This window comes from Mycobacterium sp. ITM-2016-00316 (genome assembly GCF_002968335.2).
Lineage (GTDB): Bacteria > Actinomycetota > Actinomycetes > Mycobacteriales > Mycobacteriaceae > Mycobacterium.
Genome location: NZ_CP134398.1, coordinates 5,416,605 through 5,433,677 on the forward strand (window position 1 = coordinate 5,416,605; position 17,073 = coordinate 5,433,677).

General features: G+C 68.1%; 18 protein-coding genes. 14 read left to right on the plus strand and 4 right to left on the minus strand.

Annotated features, from left to right (window positions below; translation table 11 throughout):
- Positions 1-42: 42 nt before the first annotated feature.
- Both C6A86_RS26245 and C6A86_RS26250 read left to right on the plus strand, forming a co-directional pair.
- Complete coding sequence (locus tag C6A86_RS26245) at positions 43-873, plus strand: acyl-CoA thioesterase II (protein WP_105364812.1); 831 nt, start codon at positions 43-45, stop codon at positions 871-873.
- Between the two features lie 57 nt (positions 874-930).
- Positions 931-1,140 (plus strand): three-helix bundle dimerization domain-containing protein, encoded by a 210-nt coding sequence (locus C6A86_RS26250; RefSeq protein ID WP_311100928.1) that lies wholly within the window; start codon positions 931-933, stop codon positions 1,138-1,140.
- Here C6A86_RS26250 and C6A86_RS26255 read toward each other — a convergent pair.
- On the minus strand, positions 1,111-1,575 hold the full coding sequence (locus tag C6A86_RS26255; protein ID WP_105364810.1) for a GatB/YqeY domain-containing protein: 465 nt from the start codon (positions 1,573-1,575) through the stop codon (positions 1,111-1,113). The two genes, C6A86_RS26250 and C6A86_RS26255, sit on opposite strands and share 30 nt — an antisense overlap.
- Before the next feature lie 34 nt (positions 1,576-1,609).
- Here C6A86_RS26255 and C6A86_RS26260 point away from each other — a divergent pair, with 34 nt between their 5' ends.
- Genes C6A86_RS26260 through C6A86_RS26280 form a run of 5 tightly spaced genes read left to right on the plus strand, consistent with a single transcriptional unit; the run spans position 1,610 to position 6,677 of the window.
- On the plus strand, positions 1,610-2,695 hold the full coding sequence (locus C6A86_RS26260) for a hypothetical protein (RefSeq protein WP_105364809.1): 1,086 nt from the start codon (positions 1,610-1,612) through the stop codon (positions 2,693-2,695).
- 1 nt (position 2,696) lies between these two features.
- A complete protein-coding gene (locus tag C6A86_RS26265; RefSeq protein WP_105364808.1) occupies positions 2,697-3,296 on the plus strand; it encodes a DUF4129 domain-containing protein in 600 nt (199 codons plus the stop codon).
- Entirely contained in the window at positions 3,293-4,396 is a 1,104-nt protein-coding gene (locus tag C6A86_RS26270; protein WP_105364807.1) for a DUF4350 domain-containing protein, read from the plus strand. Before C6A86_RS26265 ends, C6A86_RS26270 begins: the two co-directional genes overlap by 4 nt.
- On the plus strand, positions 4,393-5,358 hold the full coding sequence (locus C6A86_RS26275) for a MoxR family ATPase (protein ID WP_105364806.1): 966 nt from the start codon (positions 4,393-4,395) through the stop codon (positions 5,356-5,358). The genes C6A86_RS26270 and C6A86_RS26275 overlap by 4 nt, the downstream gene beginning before the upstream one ends.
- Positions 5,355-6,677, plus strand: coding sequence for a DUF58 domain-containing protein (locus C6A86_RS26280; protein ID WP_105364805.1), 1,323 nt, complete (start codon positions 5,355-5,357; stop codon positions 6,675-6,677). Before C6A86_RS26275 ends, C6A86_RS26280 begins: the two co-directional genes overlap by 4 nt.
- Here the strand turns inward: C6A86_RS26280 and C6A86_RS26285 are convergent.
- Positions 6,674-7,666 (minus strand): stage II sporulation protein M, encoded by a 993-nt coding sequence (locus C6A86_RS26285; protein ID WP_105364804.1) that lies wholly within the window; start codon positions 7,664-7,666, stop codon positions 6,674-6,676. The genes C6A86_RS26280 and C6A86_RS26285 overlap by 4 nt on opposite strands.
- Positions 7,667-7,693: 27 nt before the next feature.
- Between C6A86_RS26285 and C6A86_RS26290 the strand changes: the two genes are divergently transcribed.
- The 3 genes from C6A86_RS26290 to lfrA are packed head-to-tail and all read left to right on the plus strand — an operon-like array spanning position 7,694 to position 10,597.
- On the plus strand, positions 7,694-8,458 hold the full coding sequence (locus tag C6A86_RS26290; protein WP_105364803.1) for an RDD family protein: 765 nt from the start codon (positions 7,694-7,696) through the stop codon (positions 8,456-8,458).
- 55 nt (positions 8,459-8,513) lie between these two features.
- Positions 8,514-9,077: a TetR/AcrR family transcriptional regulator gene (locus C6A86_RS26295; protein WP_105364802.1), complete on the plus strand. Its 564-nt coding sequence runs from the start codon at positions 8,514-8,516 to the stop codon at positions 9,075-9,077.
- On the plus strand, positions 9,074-10,597 hold the full coding sequence (lfrA, locus tag C6A86_RS26300; protein ID WP_105364801.1) for an efflux MFS transporter LfrA: 1,524 nt from the start codon (positions 9,074-9,076) through the stop codon (positions 10,595-10,597). Before C6A86_RS26295 ends, lfrA begins: the two co-directional genes overlap by 4 nt.
- Before the next feature lie 62 nt (positions 10,598-10,659).
- Here the strand turns inward: lfrA and C6A86_RS26305 are convergent, their stop codons facing one another.
- Positions 10,660-11,799, minus strand: coding sequence for a hypothetical protein (locus C6A86_RS26305; RefSeq protein WP_142407037.1), 1,140 nt, complete (start codon positions 11,797-11,799; stop codon positions 10,660-10,662).
- Between the two features lie 502 nt (positions 11,800-12,301).
- Positions 12,302-13,615: a carotenoid oxygenase family protein gene (locus tag C6A86_RS26310; protein WP_105364799.1), complete on the minus strand. Its 1,314-nt coding sequence runs from the start codon at positions 13,613-13,615 to the stop codon at positions 12,302-12,304.
- Positions 13,616-13,673: 58 nt separating this feature from the next.
- On the opposite strand from C6A86_RS26310, the gene C6A86_RS26315 reads away from it, so the two are divergent.
- From C6A86_RS26315 to C6A86_RS26330, 4 genes are all read left to right on the plus strand, one after another.
- Entirely contained in the window at positions 13,674-14,201 is a 528-nt protein-coding gene (locus C6A86_RS26315) for a PadR family transcriptional regulator (RefSeq protein WP_105364824.1), read from the plus strand.
- Positions 14,202-14,281: 80 nt separating this feature from the next.
- Positions 14,282-14,956: a PadR family transcriptional regulator gene (locus C6A86_RS26320; protein WP_105364798.1), complete on the plus strand. Its 675-nt coding sequence runs from the start codon at positions 14,282-14,284 to the stop codon at positions 14,954-14,956.
- 143 nt (positions 14,957-15,099) lie between these two features.
- Positions 15,100-15,660 (plus strand): hypothetical protein, encoded by a 561-nt coding sequence (locus C6A86_RS26325; RefSeq protein WP_311100929.1) that lies wholly within the window; start codon positions 15,100-15,102, stop codon positions 15,658-15,660.
- A 61-nt stretch (positions 15,661-15,721) separates the two neighbouring features.
- Positions 15,722-17,047 (plus strand): MFS transporter, encoded by a 1,326-nt coding sequence (locus C6A86_RS26330; RefSeq protein ID WP_105364796.1) that lies wholly within the window; start codon positions 15,722-15,724, stop codon positions 17,045-17,047.
- The last annotated feature ends 26 nt before the right edge of the window (positions 17,048-17,073 follow it).

The window sequence follows — 17,073 nt, forward strand, 5'->3', positions numbered from 1 at the left end:
ACCCCCGCCCGGTCCCAACCAAGCGGTTGATACGGTCCGGGTATGACCACCAAGAGCTGGATCGCCGGCCTGCTCGACTTCGACCGCGACGGCGATGTGTTCATCGCCCCGCAGTGGAGCGGGCCGGGGGCGCGGCTGTTCGGCGGACTCATCGCCGCCCAGTCGCTGGGTGCCGCGGGCGCGACCGTCGATCCCGACAAGCGACCGCAGTCGCTGCACGCCTACTTCGTCCGCGGTGGACAACACGGGGTCGATGTCGAACTGCAGGTCGAGCGCACCCGCGATGGCCGATCCTTCGACACCCGCCGCGTCACCGCCCGCCAGCAGGGCAAAGTCATCCTGGAGATGATCGCGTCCTTCCACGTCGACGAACCTGGCGCGGACTGGTTCCCGCCGCGGGCGCCCAGCGTCGAACTCGTCGACGCCCTCGCGAAGAACCCGGACCTGGACGTGGTCGACCGGTTCGAACTGCGCTGCAATCCCGACGACGATTCGCCGTTCGCGGTCCCGCCGTTCTGGATCCGCACCCGCGACCGGATCGAGGACGATCCGCTGATCCAGGCCTGCACCCTGACCTACATGTCCGACCTGGGCCCGGTGCCCGCCGCCCGCCCACCCGGCACCCCGGTCGGTGAGGACGTCGGCTACGCCGCCAGCCTGGACCACTCGGTGTGGTTTCACCGGCCGTTCCGCCCCGATGCCTGGCACCGGTATGAGGTCGACTCGCTGGGCAACAGCCACTCCCGCGGACTGGTGGTCGGCGGGTTGTACGACGAGACCGGCTCACTGATCGCCAACACCAGCCAGCAGGCCCTGTGGCGGCTCGGCGGGCAGGAGCGCAGCGACCCGGGAGGTGTTCCTGACGGCGTGTGAGCAAAGACGCGCCGCACCGATTTGACCGGCCAGTCGACGGTCAACAAAGATCTTGACGTGCTCAAGATCGATGAAGGTGAACAGATCGCGAATGTCGAAGACCGGCTCATGAAACGTTTCACCGACGTGCCCGCGGAGCAGGTCAGCGCCACCGTCGCGCAGGCCCACAAGCACTTCATCGCCAGCACGGTCCGCGACTACGTCGCGCTGCTCGTCGAGCGCCGTGCCCACGCGGAGCTACAGGCGAGCCTTCACCGCCGCGGATAACCGGGCCCCGTCGGCCTTGCCGGCGGCGATGACATTGGCCGCCTTCATCACCTGACCCATCTGCCTGACCCCGGGCCGTTCACCGAGTTCCTCGGCGACCTGGGCCAGCGCGGTGTCCACCACATCGGCCAACTCGGCATCGGTCAACGGTGTGGGCAGGTACTCGTCGATGACACGGGCCTCGGCGTGCTCATTGGCCGCCAGCTCACCGCGCCCGTTCTGGGTGTAGATCTCGGCGGCCTCACCGCGTTTCTTCGCCTCCCGCGACAGCACCTTCAGCACATCCTCGTCCGAGAGCTCACGGGCCTGCTTGCCCGAAACCTCTTCGGACTGGATCGATGCCAGCAACATGCGCAACGTCGCGGTGCGCAGTTTGTCCTGGGCCTTCATCGCCGCAGTCAGATCGGTCCGCAGCCTGGCCTTCAATTCCGACATGGCTGCGACGCTACGCCAATGACAGGATGGAACCATGAGTAGCGACGCAGGCGGGTACCACCCGTACTACCCGCCACCGCCTCCCTACCCCGCGTACAACCAACCGCCGCCGTACAACCAGCCGCCGCCCTACTACCAGCCGCCGATCAAGCCCGGCATCATCGCGCTGCGCCCGCTGAACCTGTCCGACATCTTCAACGGCGCGTTCAGCTATATCCGGGCCAACCCGAAGACCACCCTGGGCGTCACCGCCATCGTTGTCGTCATCGCCCAGTCGCTGGCCCTGCTGCTGCAGTTCGGGCCGTTGGCCACCAGCGGGATCCTGGAGCCGCCGAATCTGACCGGCCCGGATCCCGACGTCTCGATCCTGGTCGGGTCCGTCCTCGGCGCGCTGGCCGGCGGTCTGGCCACCTGGATCTCGATGATCCTGCTCAGCGGACTGCTCACCGTGATCGTCGGCCGGGCGGTGTTCGGCTCGCCCATCACCATCGCCGAGGCATGGCAGCGGGTGAAGGGCAGACTGCTCGCGCTGCTGGTCTACACCGCGCTGGAATCGCTGGGCGCCGTCCTGCTGGTGGCGGCGGTCGCCGGGGTCATCACCGCGGTCGCGTTCGCCCTGAACGGCTGGTTCGCATTCGCCGTGGGTGTGCCGCTGGTGCTCGGTTCGATTGTGGCGCTGGCGTTCCTGTTCACCAAGCTCAGCTTCGCGCCCACGCTGATCGTGCTGGAGCGACTGCCCGTCATCGCCGCGATCGAGCGGTCCTTTGCCCTGGTGCGCCACGACTTCTGGCGAGTTCTCGGTATCCGGCTGCTGGCGGTGCTGGTCGCCGGGCTCATCTCCGGGGCGGTCGCCATGCCGTTCAGCCTCGGATCACAGGCGCTCATCATCATGGGCGGTTCGGCCGGCGCCGCGCTGGCCGGTCTGGCTCTCGCCTCCATCGGCGGCGCGATCGGACAGATCCTCACCGCCCCGTTCACCGCCGGGGTGGTGGTACTGCAGTACACCGATCGGCGCATCCGCGCCGAGGCCTTCGACCTCGTCCTGCAGACCGGCGCCGGTATCGGTCCGGCCTCCCCCGCCGATTCCACCGACTACCTGTGGCTGACCCGCCGGCCCTGACGTGACCGGTATCAACATCGACGGCGACGCCGCGCACGATGCTGCCCAGCGCGAACTCGGCAAGCCGATCTATCCCCGACCGTCGCTGACCGAACAACTGCTGGCCTGGCTCGACGAGATCCTCTACAAGGTCTTCACGAACGGATCGTGGTTACCCGGTGGTTGGATCACCCTGGCGCTGCTGCTGACCGTCCTCGCCGTGGCGGTCTTCGTGGCGATCCGGATCGCCCGGCGCACCATGCGCACGAATCGCGGATCGGCACGCTCGCTGTTCGGTGATCACGATCTCAGCGCCGCGCAACATCGCACCGAGGCTGAGAGGTTTGCCGCACAAGGCGATTGGGCGCTGGCCATCCGGCACCGGTTACGCGCGGTGGCGCGTGGGCTGGAGGAGACGGGCTTCCTGGATGCAGTGCCCGGCCGCACGGCGACCGAGCTGGCCCACGACGCCGCGGCGGCGCGGCCCGACCTGGCAGCCGAGTTCGGTTACGCGGCAGACACCTTCAACGGCGTCAGCTACGGGGCAAAGCAGGGCACCGAAACCGGCTACCGGCAGATCGCCGCACTGGATCGCAACCTGCTGCGGGCGGGCACAGCGTGATCAAGCAACGTTGGCGGACAGCACGCTGGGTTCTCCTCGCGCTGTTGGTGATTGCGCTGGTGTCCACGCTCAGCGCCTATCTCACCGCACCGCGCCCGGGTGGCCTGATGGAGGCCGGCTCCACCTCCCCCGACGGCGCGCACGCTCTGGTCACGCTACTGGAAGACCAGGGGGTCGACGTGGTCGTCGCCGAGGACGTCGACGATGTCGCCGCGGCGGCGCGTCCGGACACGCTGATCCTCATCGCCCAGACCTTCTTTCTGCTCGACGACGCCGATCTGGCCACCCTGGCCGACCTTCCCGGCGACCGGTTGTTGGTCGCCCCCGCCGCACGCACCCGGGAACGACTGGCACCGTCGATCCGGCTGGACGGTACGGTGCAGTTCGGCGGCCAACCCGGTTGCGATCTGCGGGAAGCCGTGACATCGGGGGACGTGCAGTTCGGCATCAGCGACAGCTACCGCAGCGACGGCGACCTGCCGGTCACGCGCTGCTATGACGGTGCGCTGGTGCGCTTCACAGAATCCGGACGCACCACCACCGTGGTCGGCAGCGCGGACTTCATGACCAACGCCGGCCTGCTGGGGCAGGGCAGCGCGGCGCTGGCGATGAATCTGGCCGGCACCCGCGACCGGGTGATCTGGTATGCGCCGCAGCGCCTGCAGGGCGAATCCTCCGGTGAGGCATCGTTGTTGGATCTGGCGCCCAGCCAGGTCGGTTGGGCGGTCCTGCAGTTGTGCCTCGCGGTGGTGCTGGTCGCCTGGTGGCGCGGGCGCCGACTGGGGCCGCTGGTCGCCGAGCAACTGCCCGTCGTGGTGCGGGCGTCGGAGACGGTGGAGGGCCGGGCCCGGCTGTACCGCTCCCACCGCGCACGTGACCGCGCGGCCGACGCACTACGTACCGCGGCGCTCGCCCGCCTGCTTCCCCGACTCGGCCTCGGGCGCTCCGCGTCGCCACCGGCCGTGGCCGCGGCGCTCACCCAACGTGTCGGCCGGGACTTCGGCTCCGTGCTGTTCGGTCCGGCCCCCGAGACCGACGCCGAACTTCTCGAACTCGCCCACCAACTCGATGATCTCGAAAGGCAGGTCGCACAGTCGTGACGTCACCTTCGCACCCGGATGCCGCCAGGGAGGCGCTGCTCGCGCTGCGCACCGAAATCTCCAAGGCCGTGGTCGGCCAGGACGCCGTGGTCAGCGGACTCGTCATCGCGCTGCTCTGCCGCGGCCACGTGCTGCTCGAAGGTGTACCGGGCGTGGCGAAGACGCTGCTGGTACGCAGCCTGGCCGCCACGCTCCAGCTGGATTTCAAACGGGTCCAGTTCACCCCGGACCTGATGCCCGGCGATGTCACCGGATCCCTGGTGTACGACGCCCGCACCGCGGAGTTCGAGTTTCGGGCCGGCCCGGTGTTCGCCAACCTGCTGCTGGCCGATGAGATCAACCGCACCCCGCCGAAAACCCAAGCGGCGCTGCTGGAAGCGATGGAGGAGCGACAGGTCACCGTCGACGGACAGGCCCGTCCGCTGCCGGACCCGTTCATTGTGGCGGCCACCCAGAACCCCATCGAGTACGAGGGCACCTACCAGCTTCCCGAGGCCCAACTGGACCGTTTCCTGCTGAAACTGAATGTGCCGCTGCCGCCACGCGATCAGGAGATCGCCATCCTGGGCCGACATGCCGCCGGATTCGACCCCCGCGATCTGTCCGGGCTCACCGCGGTCGCCGGGCCGGCCGAACTGGCCGCCGGCCGCGCGGCGGTGCGCAAGGTCCTGGTGGCCCAGGAGATCCTCGGCTACCTCGTCGACATCGCCGGTGCCACCAGACATTCCCCGGCCCTGCAACTCGGGGTCTCCCCGCGCGGCACGACCGCCCTGCTGGCCACGGCACGATCCTGGGCCTGGCTGTCGGGCCGCGACTACGTGACACCCGACGATGTCAAGGCGATGGCCAGGCCCACTCTGCGCCACCGGATCGCACTGCGGCCGGAGGCCGAGCTCGAAGGCGCCAGCCCCGACGGCGTGCTGGACGGCATCCTGGCCTCGGTCCCGGTGCCACGCTGGTGATCCTGACCGGCCGGGCCGGCCTGTTGGCGCTGTTCGGCATCCTGCCGATCGTGGTATCGCCCTGGCCCGCTGCGACTTTCGCCGCCATGCTGGTGGTGATCGCCATCGTGCTGATCGCCGACGCCGCCCTGGCAGCGAGCCCGGGACAGCTGGCGCTGACCCGCTCCGGTGACACCTCGGCACGGCTGGGACAGCCGGTGGACATCACCGTGGAAGTGCACAATCCGGGGGCGCGGCGGGTGCGCGGTGAGATCCGCGACGCGTGGGCGCCCAGCGCCCGGGCACATCCGCGGACCCGGCCGGTCGTCATCCCGGCCGGTGGGCGGGCGCGGCTGGTCACCACCTTGACACCCGCGCGACGCGGTGACCAGGACGGTGCACAGGTCACCGTGCGCACCGTCGGCCCGCTCGGACTGGCCGGGCGGCAACGCTCTCATGACGTGCCCTGGCGGGTGCACATCCTGCCGCCGTTCCTGTCCCGCAAGCACCTGCCCTCGCGGCTGGCCAAACTGCGCGAGCTCGACGGCATGGTGCCGATCCTGATCCGCGGTCAGGGCACCGAGTTCGATTCGTTGCGTGAATACGTCGTCGGTGACGATGTGCGGTCCATCGACTGGCGCGCGACGGCCCGTCGAGCCGACGTGGTGGTGCGCACCTGGCGTCCCGAACGTGACCGGCGGGTGGTCATCGTGCTGGATACCGGTCGGACATCGGCGGGGCGGATCGGGGTGGACCCGCTGTCTTCGGATCCCGCGGGCTGGCCGCGGCTGGACTGGTCGATGGATGCGGCACTGCTCCTGGCGGCGCTGGCGGCCCGGGCCGGTGATCACGTGGATTTTCTTGCCCACGACCGGGTCTCCCGAGCTGGCCTGTTCAACGCGTCCCGCCGCGAACTGCTCGCCCAGCTGGTGACGGTGATGGCACCCCTGCAGCCGGCGCTGGTGGAATCCGATGCCGCGGCGATGGTCGCCGCGGTCCACCGACGGGTGCGCCGCCGGGCGCTGGTCGTCCTGCTCACCGATCTGAACGCCTCGGCCCTCGACGAGGGTCTGATGAGCGTGCTGCCGCAGCTGTGCGCGAAGCACCAGGTGCTGCTGGCGGCCGTCTCCGACCCGCGGGTGGATGCGCTGGCGGCCGGGCGCGCCGACGCCGCGCAGGCCTACGACGCGGCGGCGGCCGAACGCGCCCGCACCGCGCGGCATACGATCGCCACCCGACTACGCAGCCACGGTGTCGACGTCATCGACGCGCTCCCGGAACAACTCGCACCCGCGCTCGCGGACCGTTACCTGGCCATGAAGGCGGCAGGGAAGCTCTAACCGGTGGGCACCACGTCCGGCGCATCGTCGAGATCGCCGGTCTCCCCGGCTCGCGATGCCCTACGCCCGAAATGGAACACATAGGCCAGGAAGGTGATCTCGGCGCCGACACCGATCGCGATGCGGGCGTAGGTCGGCAGCGGTGACGGCGTCACCAGCGCCTCGATCAACCCGGATATCAGCAGCACCACGACCAGCCCGCCGGCCACCGAGACCACGGCGCGGCCCCGTTCGGCCAGCACCTGTCCGCGCGGCCGGTCCCCCGGTGCGATCACCGACCAGCCCAGCCGCATTCCGGCCGCGGCGGCCAGGAACACCGCCGTCAACTCCAGCAAACCGTGCGGGGTCAGCAGCCCCAGGAACAGATCGCCCTTCCCGGCACCGAACATCAGCCCGCCGGACACCCCGACGTTGGCGGCGTTCTGGAACAGCACCCAGGGAATCGGCAAGCCCAGCAGGATGGCGAAGGCAATGCACTGCGCGGCCACCCACGCGTTGTTCACCCATACCCGCAGCCCGAACGACCCTGCCGGGTTCTCGCTGTAATACGACTCGAAGTCATGGTTGATCAGCTGCTCGAGCTCGGCCGGCGTACCCAGGGTGGCCCGCACCTCCGGGCTACCGGCGACCCAGAATCCGATCACGATCGCGACGACCAGAAAGCCCAGCGCCGAAGCCAGCCACCAGCGCCGGCAGTCGTAGGCGACGACCGGGAACGAGACGGTCCAGAACCGGACGAACTCACTGCCCAGCGGTGCGTGCGCGCCGGTGACCACGGCGCGCGCCCGCGCCACCAGACCCGAGAGCCTGCCGACCAGCACCGCGTCACCGGTCGCGCTGCGCGCCATCGACAGATGGGTCGACACCCGCTGATACAGGTCGACGAGTTCGTCGACCTCGGCTCCGGTGAGCTTGCGGCGGCGCTTGACCAAGTGCTCGAGGCGGTCCCATGTCGGGGTGTGGGCGAGCACGAACGCGTCGACATCCACTCCTGCGATCCTAGTAGCGTCTGTTGCATGGTCTTCCAGCCAGAACCCGTGGTGACCGGTGATGCCGTCCAGCTCGAGGTGTCGATCGCGCAGCTGCCGGTGCGGGCCGCGGCGGCGCTGATCGACGTCGCGGTGATGGCCACCGGTTATGGGGTACTGGCCATGTTGTGGGCGCTGACCTTGTCCGAGCTGGATCCGGCGCTCTCGGCGGCGGTGCTGCTCATCTTCATGGTGCTGGTTCTCGTCGGGTATCCGGTGGTGTTCGAAACCGCCACCCGCGGCAGATCGCTGGGCAAGATGGCCCTGGGACTGCGGGTGGTCTCCGATGATGGCGGCCCAGAGCGGTTGCGGCAGGCGGTTTTTCGCGCCCTGTCCAGCATCGTCGAGATCTGGATGCTGACCGGGGGGCCCGCGGTCATCTGCAGCATGATCTCGCCGCGGGGGAAGCGGATCGGCGACGTGTTCGCAGGCACCATGGTGATCAGCGAGCGTGCCCCGAGGCTGAATCCGCCGCCGCTGATGCCGCCGGAACTGGCGTGGTGGGCGGCGAGCCTGCAGCTGTCCGGGCTCGGTGGCGAGCAGGCCGATATGGCGCGGCAGTTCCTGTCCCGGGCCGGCCAACTGGATCCCCGGATGCGCGAACAGATGGCGCACCGCATCGCCGGTGACGTGGTGGCGCGCATCGCTCCGCCGCCGCCGCCGGGTGCGCCACCGGAGTACGTACTGGCCGCCGTGCTTGCCGAACGGCACCGCCGCGAACTGGCCCGACTCCAGGTGAGGCCACCCACCTGAACCAAAATGGGACACGAATGTCCCATTTTGGGATAATGTTGCTACAGTTGGCGGCATGAGTGTCCTGGACATGGGTGAACCGGGTGCGCGTGGCCGCACCCGGCGCGCCATCATCGAGGCCGCCATCTCGGTCATCACCGACAATCCGGCGGCCACCCTGACCGATATCGCCGAGGTCGCCGGTGTCGGGCGCAGCACGCTGCACCGGCACTTCCCCGAGCGCAGCGACCTGCTCCGCGCGGTCGCCCTGCAGGTGCACGCCGCCAGCAATGCCGCCATCGAGGCCGCCGACCCGAACTGCGGTCCCGTGCACGCCGCGCTGCGCCGGGTGGTGGAAAGCCAGCTCGACCTGGGGCCGATCGTGCTCTTCGTCTACACCGAGCCGACGATTCAGGCCGATCCCGACCTGGCCGCCCACCTCGACACCGGCGATGAGGCGATCGCCGAGATCCTGGCGCGCGCAAGCGCGGACAAGCCGGAATACCCGCCCGGTTGGTCGCGACGGGTGTTCTGGTCACTGCTGCTGTCGGGCTATGAAGCCATGAAGCAGGACCGCACACCGCGACACCAGATCGTCGACGCCATCATGAACAGCCTCACCGAAGGAACCATCAAATGACCACCCGGTCGGCAACACCGCCGACGACCACACCACGGCGGTCCTGGATAGCGCTCGCGGTCCTGACCCTGCCGGTGTTGTTGATCGCGATCGACAACACCGTCCTGGCCTTCGCGCTCCCGGCGATCGCCGAGGATTTCCGGCCCGCGGCGTCCACCCAGTTGTGGATCGTCGATGTGTACTCGCTGGTGCTGGCCGCCCTCTTGGTCGCCATGGGCAGCCTCGGTGACCGCATCGGCAGGCGGCGGCTGTTGATGATCGGTGCCGCCGGCTTTGCCATCGTGTCCGCCGTCGCGGCCTTCGCGCCCAGTGCCGAGATGCTGGTGCTCGCCCGTGCCGTGCTGGGCTTCTTCGGCGCCATGCTGATGCCGTCGACGCTGTCGTTGATCCGCAACATCTTCACCGAGGCGTCGGCGCGCCGGCTGGCCATCGCCATCTGGGCCTCCTGCTTCACCGCCGGATCGACCCTCGGGCCGATCGTCGGTGGCGCGTTGCTCGAGCATTTCCATTGGGGCTCGGTATTTTTGATTGCGATCCCGATCCTGCTGCCGCTGCTGATCCTGGCTCCGAAACTGGTGCCCGAGTCCCGTGACCCGAATCCGGGCCCGCTGGACCTGGTCAGCGTGGTGCTGTCCTTCGTGGCGATGCTGCCGCTGGTCTGGGCCATCAAGACCGCCGCGCACGACGGTCCGTCGCTGCTCGTCGCGGCCGCGGTCGTGGTGGGCATCGGCGCAGGCGTGCTGTTCGTGCGGCGCCAGAACCGCAGGCCCATACCGATGCTCGACATGGAGCTGTTCCGCTCGGGGCCGTTCACCTCGTCGGTGCTGGCGAATTTCCTGTCGATCGTCGGGCTGATCGGGTTCATCTTCTTCGTGTCCCAGCACCTGCAGCTGGTACTCGGGCTGAGCCCGCTGGAGGCCGGTCTGGTCACCCTGCCCGGCGCCGTGGTGTCCATGATCGCCGGCATCTCGGTGGTGAAGGCGGCCAAGCACTTCAGCGCTCAGACCCTGATCGTCTTCGGCCTGGTGTTCGTCGCGGCCGGCTTCATCTTGATCCTGCTGTTCCGCCACGATCTGTCGGTGGCCGCGATCATCGTGTCGTTCGTCGTGCTCGAACTCGGTGTCGGTGTTTCCCAGACGATCTCGAACGACACCATCGTGGCCTCGGTGCCGGCGGCGAAAGCCGGTGCCGCATCTGCTGTTTCGGAGACGGCATACGAGCTGGGCGCGGTGGTGGGGGCGGCGACCCTCGGCACCATCTTCACGGCGTTCTACCGCGCCAACGTCGAGGTACCTGCCGGGCTGACCCCGGTTCAGGCCGGGGACGCAGCAGAGAGCATCGGGGGCGCGACCGCGGTGGCGCGCGAGTTGCCCGCGTCGACCGCCGAGAAGCTGCTGGAATCGGCGCATACCGCCTTCGATTCGGGGATCGCACCGACCGCGACCCTGGCGGCGACGCTGGCCCTCGCGGCCGCCGTGATCGTCATTGTCGCGTTCCGGCGATCACCGGCAGACCGGTGACCAGGCCGTGAGAACGGTCTCCCCCACCGGACCGGCGAGGGAGACCACTCATTGTCGTGCGGTCAGGCCGCGGCGCGCGGGTTACCCGCCCGCTTGGGCGAGGTTTTGCCGGACCCGGCCTTCTTGAGGGTGGGCCGGGCGGCGGGCTCGGCTGCCTCCTCCGGTTCCTCCGCCTCTTCGACCGCTTCGGCCTCTTCGGCCGGCGTCTCGGTCACGGCCTCCTCGGCAGGCACCTCGGTCACGGCTTCCTCGGCGGGCGTCGGCGTCGGCATCCCGGCCGACTCCTCGCCGGCGCTCACCGGGGTTACCTCCGTTGCGGAGCCGTCGGTTTCGGCACCGGGGACGGCGATTGTGAAGGTCTGGGCGGCCGCCGTCGGTGCGGTCGCCACCGACGCGGTCGTGTCCGCCGTCGCCGGTTGACCGGCTTTGAGCGCGTTGACGATCACGTCGCGGATGTAGGGCACCGTCTGGACCATGAAATCACTGACATGGGTGATCGCGTTCAGCAGCACGTCGGCGACACCGTTCTGGACGGCGTTGATGACATTGATCGGGTTCAGTGTCCCGATCGACTTGAGCACCGACTCGGTGACCGTGACGAGGTTCTGCAGGACCGGGGTGGTCCCCACCGGAAACCCGATGCCGATGAACGTCTGTGCCAGCGCCACCGTGAGCGCGAGCCCGCTCTCGAACGCTGCGGCAACCAGTTCCTGGCCGACCGCAAACGGACGTTCGAACGCGTCCTGCAGCGGCACGGTGACACCGGAGATGAAGTTCAGGATCGGCCCGAGGCCGCTCGCGACCAGGCTGTCGATCGCGCCGTTGACATTGCCGGTGCGCAGGATGGCACCTGCGGCGTTCAACGCAGCCGGCAGTCCTTGCACCAGTTCGGTCAGCGCGGCCCCGCCGCCGTTGATGGCCGCAAGCAGCTTCGAGACGGTGTACTGCTGGTTGGCGAAGATCTGACGCAGGATGGGAAACGGATCGGCGAACTCGGCCTGCAGCGTCTCCCGGATCAGGTCACCGGCGGCATTGACGACCGGCGTGAAGACCTTGATGGGATTCTCGATGGACGCCGCCAGAGTGACCGGCGGCATGTGCAGATCGGCCCGCGGGGCGATCGGCGCTACCGCGATGACACTGGCACCCACCAGCGCGACGCCAACCGTCACATACGGCTTCATCGTCAATTGCATGGACATGTTCTCTTTGCCATCCCTTCAGGCGGTTCCCCCGGACCGGAGAAAACTTACTCACCGGTAAGTTGCCGTCAAGAGACGCGCACAAAGTGGCACCCGCTGCCGCGTTTTCCGGGATGGCACCTTGCGGTTTCGTAACGTTGCTGTTGAAAGGCACTTTTGTCGTAGTTTTCGATTTTGGCAAACTATTGGACTCGACCGCCCCATAGTTTCTTATGCAAACGATCTAGTTGTCTGCGCAACTATCGAGCGCGGCGCCCCAATGTTTGCCAGCCGCAGACTACCGCCCGGTACGACCTGCGTGATTCAGCACACAACCCGACCGTGGCGTGGTGTGCGCCATACTCTTGCCGGGTAGCCCGCCGCGCCCGCACCACGAGTTCGCGGCCCGCCCGGGACGGTCATTTCAGCAACAGCGCGCGGCCGTCGATCCCGTGTTGCCGGGACCGCCGGTACCGCGCAGCAGGTGCGGATTCCTGGCGTCCACATCGTGAGACGCCGGTGTTCACTCGCTGACCCAGTTTCCGTGGAAGCCGAACGGCACGCGCTGCGGCAGCGCGATGGTCGCCACCGCGGCTGCCCCGAAGTCCGACGCATCCAGGATCACCAGATCACTACCGTCACGCACCGGGTCGTACACGTAGCTGAGGTACCAGCCGCTGCTCTCGTCGGCCGGTCCGGACGCCGGCACGAACACCGCCTCACCGGACACCCCGGGCCCGAAGGAGTGCGTCTCGGCGGCACCCGTGGACAGATCGTGACGCACCAGATCGGTATCCCCCACCGAGACCGAGTAGCGCGCCGCCAGTCCGGCCAACCGATCGTCGATTCGCGGGAACTCGATGCTGCGATCATCGAGCTGGCGTTCGGTGACCGTGCCGGCGTTCAGGTCGATCCGCCACTCCCACAGCACCGCCTGCTCGCCGAAACCGCCGTCGTTGCGCCACAGCTCCGGATATCGGGCCGCCTGCAGCACAACGGAATTCGCGGCATCTAAAGCGTTCGCGACATGGAAGATGTAACACGGGTCGATATCGAACCAGCGGATTGGGCCGAATGGGTCATCGCGGCGCAGCACGCCGAACCGGGCACCGTAGGTATCGCTCCAGCGGTACGGCATGGCGCCCTCACCCTTGCCTGCGATGTCCAGGTCGAAAACGACCGGCAGGTCCATGAAGACCACGTGGTCGGCGGTCATGGCGAAGTCGTGCATCATGGTGTGCGCCTTGACATCCACCGGCCGGTTGATGATCAGTTCGCCGTCCGCGGCCACCCGGTGGTAGGTGACGTAAGGTTCGAAGATGCTGCCGTATCCGAAGAAGTGCATCTCACCGGTGATCGGGCAGATTTTCGGGTGGGCGGTCATCGAATTGGTGAGCTTGCCCCCGAAGTCGTAGGCGCCCAACGTTTCCAGTTCATTGCTGATCTCGTAGGGAAACGACGATTCGACAAGCGCCAGGGTCTTCCCGGCATGGTTGACCACGTGGGTGTTCGCGACCGCGGAGCGCAGGTTGCGAGATCCGTCGGCGTTGTAGAGCGGGAAATCCTCGACGAAGCTGTCGGTGCGGACCCACCGGTTGCGGTACCACTTGGCCGCCCCGTTCTCGATCCGAACGCCGTGGATCATGCCGTCTCCGGTGAACCAATGCGCATTGGCCTCGCGCGGGTTGGGCCCGTTGCGCAGGTACCACCCGTTGATCTCGGGCGGGATCACGCCCCGGACGGGCAGGTCGTACTCGGTGAGTTCATCGGCGACGGGCGCGTAATTGCCGCGCCGGAAGAAGTCACCCTCGGCCGGCAATGCGGAGGCTGTGGTCATGACAACACGATGACATTCCAGTAGTGACATGTCAAGAGTGACATGTAGGATGCCGGCCATGAGCTTGCGAATGGCGGCACTCGGCCTGCTGAGCCAACATCCGGGCAGCGGGTACGACCTGCTCAAACGTTTCGAGAAGTCGATGGCCAATGTCTGGCCCGCCACCCAGAGCCAGCTCTACGGCGAGCTGAACCGGTTGGCGGACAACGGATTCATCGAGGTCACCGAGATCGGCCCGCGCGGGCGCAAGGTGTATCGGGTGACCGAATCCGGCCGTTCCGAGCTATTGCGGTGGGTGACCAACCCGCAGGACGACCCGCCCGGTCGTAGCCCGGAACTGTTGCGCATCTTCCTACTCGGCGAACTCCCCGACCGCGACGCCGCCGCCCACGTCCAAGCGCTCGTCGAGCACGCCGAGTCCGAACTGATTCGCCTGCGAGCCCTGCGCGAGAGTCTGCATTTCGATGATTCCGACGACTCCTTCTACGGCAACGCCGCCCTGGAATACGGCCTGCGTTTCGAGACCATGCAGGCGGAATGGGCGCGCTGGCTGGTGGCCGCCATCGAAGATCGCACCCAAATCTAGTTGCATCGCGATAGCTTCCGATATATCGTTAACGCATCGGAAGCGCACACCGTGCTTCCCTCTCCAGAAAGAAGCACCCCATGAACACCCCCTTCACACCCCCCAACCCGGCATTCGGCTTCGGCCCGGCAGCCTTCGGTCCCGTCGGTTTCGATCGACGCCACGCCCGGCGCGAGTTCCGCGATCACATCCGCGAGCAGGCCGCCGGCCAGCAGGGCCCGTTCGGACCGGGATTCGGTCCCGGCTTCGGCAGAGGATTCGGCCCCGGCTTCGGCGGGCCAGGCTTCGGCGGCCCCCGCGGTCGCGGCGCTCGTGGCCGCGGCAAGCGCGGTGACGTGCGCGCCGCGATCCTGACCCTGCTCACCGAACGTCCCATGCACGGGTACGAGATGACCCAGGAGATCGCCGCCCGCAGCAACGATCTGTGGAAGCCGAGCCCCGGCTCGGTCTACCCGACCCTGCAACTGCTGGTCGACGAGGGTCTGATCACCCCGACCGAGAGCGAGGGCAGCAAGAAGACCTTCGAGCTCACCGAGGAAGGCCGCGCTGCGGCCGCCAAGATCGAGACCGCCCCGTGGGATGAGATCGCCGAGGACGCCGATCCCAACGCGGTGAACCTGCGGGCGGCGCTGGGCCAGCTGTTCGGCGCCGTCGGGCAGTCGGCGCACGCCGCCTCTGCCGATCAGCAGCGGCGCATCCTCGACATCGTCAACACCGCACGTCGCGAGATCTATCAAATTCTCGGCGAGGAGTGACGCCCGTAGCATGGCCAGACGATGATCACCGGTAACTTTCTCGATGTTCTGATCCCGCTGCTGGTCGCGGTTCTCGCCGCGGCCGGCAGCGTGATCGGGATTCCGTTCCGCGACGCCGATTCCTACACCCGCCGCCGCGGCATGTGGCTGCTGATGTTGGTCGCGGTGTCGGCGATCGCCACCTACGCCGCGCTCGATTCGACCTCCGCGGGAGGGAGCGCACTGAGGCTGCGGGGCTGGCAGCCGCGGCCGTCGCCGCCGCCGTCGGCGCCCATGTGCTCTGGCGCAGAGTTGTTCTCGATGCCGAGCGGGGCACCGCCACGAAGGCCACCGCCGCCACCGGCCTGGCTGTGGTGGTCATCATCGCGGCGGTGTCGTTCAGTTACGTCGACGGCAGAGCCTGCCGTCAGGTCGAACCACTGGTCGCGCTGAGCGCCCAATCGTTCGTGATGCCGAGCTTCACGAACGAGCCAGGACCGACGCCCGGCGATTTCGACGAACGCGCTCGGGCAATCCGCGATGAGGCACGCCAGATCGCTCCCGGCAAAATCGCGGATCACGCCGGCAGGCTGGCCGATCTGGCCGGCCAGATCGCCTTTGCGGTCCGGAACGACGACACCGCCCAGCACGCCTTGCTGGGCGCCCAGTATTACGAAGAACTGAAGCCCATCCTGCGCACGTGCCGGATCGGTCTGAGTAGCTAGCTTCGGATCACGCTAAGTCCAACCCTGGCGCCGGCGCCGCAGGCCCGCCATATTCCGATCGGTGACCATCACCGACAGCCCGCCGCCTGACCAGACCGCCGCGGATCGTTCCACCGTCCGCACGGCGCTGCTGGCCAGCCTGGTCGGCACCACCATCGAGTGGTACGACTTCTTCCTCTACGCCACCGCGGCCAGCCTGGTGTTCAACACCGCGTTCTTCCCCGACCAGAGCTCCTTCGTCGGCACGCTGCTGGCCTTCGCCACCTTCGCCGTCGGATTCCTGGTGCGGCCCATCGGCGGATTCGTCTTCGGGCACATCGGCGACCGCATCGGACGCAAACGCACCCTCGCGCTGACGATGTTCCTGATGGGTGGCGCCACCGCGCTCATGGGGCTGCTGCCCACCGCCGCCCAGATCGGTGTCGCCGCACCGATCCTGTTGCTGCTGCTGCGCATCGTGCAGGGCTTCGCACTCGGCGGTGAGTGGGCCGGCGCGGTGCTGCTCGCGGTCGAGCACAGCACGCCGCAACGGCGCGGTTTCGCCGGCAGCATCCCGCAGGTCGGGCTGGCGCTCGGTCTGGCGCTGGGGACCGGCGTCTTCGCCCTGCTACAGACGGTGATGTCGGCCGAGGCATTCCTGTCCCATGGCTGGCGCATCGCCTTCCTGTTCAGCATCGTGCTGGTGGTGTTCGGCGTCGTGGTGCGACTCAAGGCCGCCGAGACCCCGGCCTTCGAGAAGCTCAAAGCCGACGACAACGTGGCGTCGACGCCGCTGCGGGAGCTGTTCGGTGGTCCGTCGCTGCGTCCCACGCTGCTGGGCATGCTGAGCCGCTGGGGCGAGGGCGCGGCGTTCAACACCTGGGGCGTGTTCGCCATCGCCTACGCCACCAGCGCGACCGGCCCGCTGCACCTGGACAAGGTCGACGTGCTGATCGTGGTGACCGCGGCCGCCCTGCTGATGGCGGCGCTGCTGCCCGTGTCGGGCCTGCTCGCCGACCGCTTCGGACCCCAACGCGTCTACGCGACCGGTATCGCCGCCTACGCGGTGGCGGTGTTCCCGGTGTTCGCGCTGTTCGACACCGGGAGTCTGACGGCGTTCGCGATCGGCATCGTCATCGTGTTCGGCGTCATCCACGCCTGGTTCTACGGCGCGCAGGGCACGCTGTACGCCTCGCTGTTCCCGACCCGGATCCGTTACACCGGCCTGTCCACGGTCTATCAGCTCTCCGGCGTCTACTCCTCGGGGCTGACCCCGCTGATCCTGACCACACTGATCGCGCTCGGCGGTGACGCACCGTGGTTGGCCTGCGGCTACCTGGTGGCCACGGCGATCATCAGCGTGGTGGCGACGCTGCTGCTCAAGCCCGCGGACCTCGCCGACTTGTAGCCTGACGGACGTGACCGACCTGGATC

Coding starts and splice junctions, on each gene's coding strand:
- C6A86_RS26245 (WP_105364812.1), top strand. CDS start 43: ATGACCACCAAGAGCTGGATCGCCGGCCTGCTCGACTTCGACCGCGAC.
- C6A86_RS26255 (WP_105364810.1), bottom strand. CDS start 1,575: ATGTCGGAATTGAAGGCCAGGCTGCGGACCGATCTGACTGCGGCGATG.
- C6A86_RS26260 (WP_105364809.1), top strand. CDS start 1,610: ATGAGTAGCGACGCAGGCGGGTACCACCCGTACTACCCGCCACCGCCT.
- C6A86_RS26290 (WP_105364803.1), top strand. CDS start 7,694: ATGGTCTTCCAGCCAGAACCCGTGGTGACCGGTGATGCCGTCCAGCTC.
- C6A86_RS26295 (WP_105364802.1), top strand. CDS start 8,514: ATGAGTGTCCTGGACATGGGTGAACCGGGTGCGCGTGGCCGCACCCGG.
- lfrA (WP_105364801.1), top strand. CDS start 9,074: ATGACCACCCGGTCGGCAACACCGCCGACGACCACACCACGGCGGTCC.
- C6A86_RS26305 (WP_142407037.1), bottom strand. CDS start 11,799: ATGTCCATGCAATTGACGATGAAGCCGTATGTGACGGTTGGCGTCGCG.
- C6A86_RS26310 (WP_105364799.1), bottom strand. CDS start 13,615: ATGACCACAGCCTCCGCATTGCCGGCCGAGGGTGACTTCTTCCGGCGC.
- C6A86_RS26315 (WP_105364824.1), top strand. CDS start 13,674: ATGAGCTTGCGAATGGCGGCACTCGGCCTGCTGAGCCAACATCCGGGC.
- C6A86_RS26320 (WP_105364798.1), top strand. CDS start 14,282: ATGAACACCCCCTTCACACCCCCCAACCCGGCATTCGGCTTCGGCCCG.